General features: G+C 64.9%; 1 protein-coding gene. It reads left to right on the top strand.

Features of this window, described 5'->3' with window-relative positions:
• Positions 1–155 precede the first annotated feature (155 nt).
• Positions 156–1,326: S8 family serine peptidase (locus tag AB0I34_RS44140; RefSeq protein WP_360458739.1), on the top strand; the 1,171-nt coding region annotated here is incomplete at its 3' end.

Here is a 1,326-nt window from a genome sequence, read left to right as displayed (position 1 = left end):
TGCCGCTCGGACAGGAGTTGTTTGATCATCGCGTAGTCGGCGCTGTCTTCTGACGTGCGCTGGTGGTACGGCGGTGGGTCCCGGCGGCGATTCCTCGGCGCCCGATCGCCGCCGTGCCAGGCAACCAGGTCGGTACGGCAGGCACGGCAGGCCCGGTGGCCAGGCCGACCGGCATCTGGACAACCGGCGACTTCTTCCAACTCATGGTCGCGATCGGACAAGCGGCCGCCGGCGGCAACAAGATCATCAGCATCAGTCAGCGAATGCCAGTGCCGTGGTACCTGGCCTGGATGGTGCTGCCCTTCGACTCCTTCACCTGGTGGATCAGGAACGTGCACAACATCTTGATCTTCGCGTCAGCGGGCAACGAGGGAGCCAACGTCGACGCCACCACCGGCTGGATCTTCAAGTGGGAGAAGACCTGGCATACCCCGTGTGAGAACGCCGGCGTGATCTGTGTCGGCGGCCTCGCGCACAACTCGCTGAACCGCCACGTGCACTCCAATTACGGAAACGAGGACGTCAGTATCTACGCGCCGTACAGCGTGCTGTCCGGCCCTAACCCGGCAACTCCCGACGCGAGCGTGACGACCGAGATCCACGGCACCAGCTTCTCCACGCCGTACACGGCTGGGGTTGCGGCACTGCTCATCGCTGCGAACCCGGCCCAGAACATCGACACGATCGAGAACATCCTCTTCGACAACATGCGCCATAGCCCCGACGGCAAGGTCAACAGGAAGGTGGTCCACGCGCTGGGAGCAGTCCAGGAGGCGCTACCGGCCACGGTCAAGATCACTACTCCGTCGAACGGGGCGGTGATCTCGGCGGCCAGCCCGACCCCGTTCAAGGCTTCGCTGTACGGCCCGGGCCCCACACTCACCTGGCGGCGAGGCGGTGTGGTTATCGGTACGGGCCCGCAGATCCAGGCCACGATTCCCGCCGGAACCCATACGATCACCGCGACGGCCGCCTTCTCCAACGGGGAATCGGCCATGGAGCAGATCACGGTGACCTCGGTGGATTACGTCCCGGATGTGAAGGTCACCGGGCCCAAGTCGCCGACCATGACACCCACCTTCGACAAGTCCGAGCTGATCCCGTTCCACGCCACCAGCCAGGACGACTTGGGGCCGCTGGCTGAAAGCGCGATGAAGTGGTACCTCGACAACGCCACCACGCCCTTCGCGACGGGGCACAACCCGACGGTCAACACCGGCGCAGCGGTGGGCAATCACACGGTGACGCTCAAGGGCTGCGATGCGGCCAACCAGTGCGATCAGGAGACGATCCCCATCGTCATCCAGGCCGACGGGGCCAACAAAC

It is taken from the genome of Kribbella sp. NPDC050281 (assembly GCF_040655855.1).
Taxonomy (GTDB): Bacteria; Actinomycetota; Actinomycetes; order Propionibacteriales; family Kribbellaceae; genus Kribbella.
This window is presented reverse-complemented; position numbering and strand designations above follow the sequence as displayed.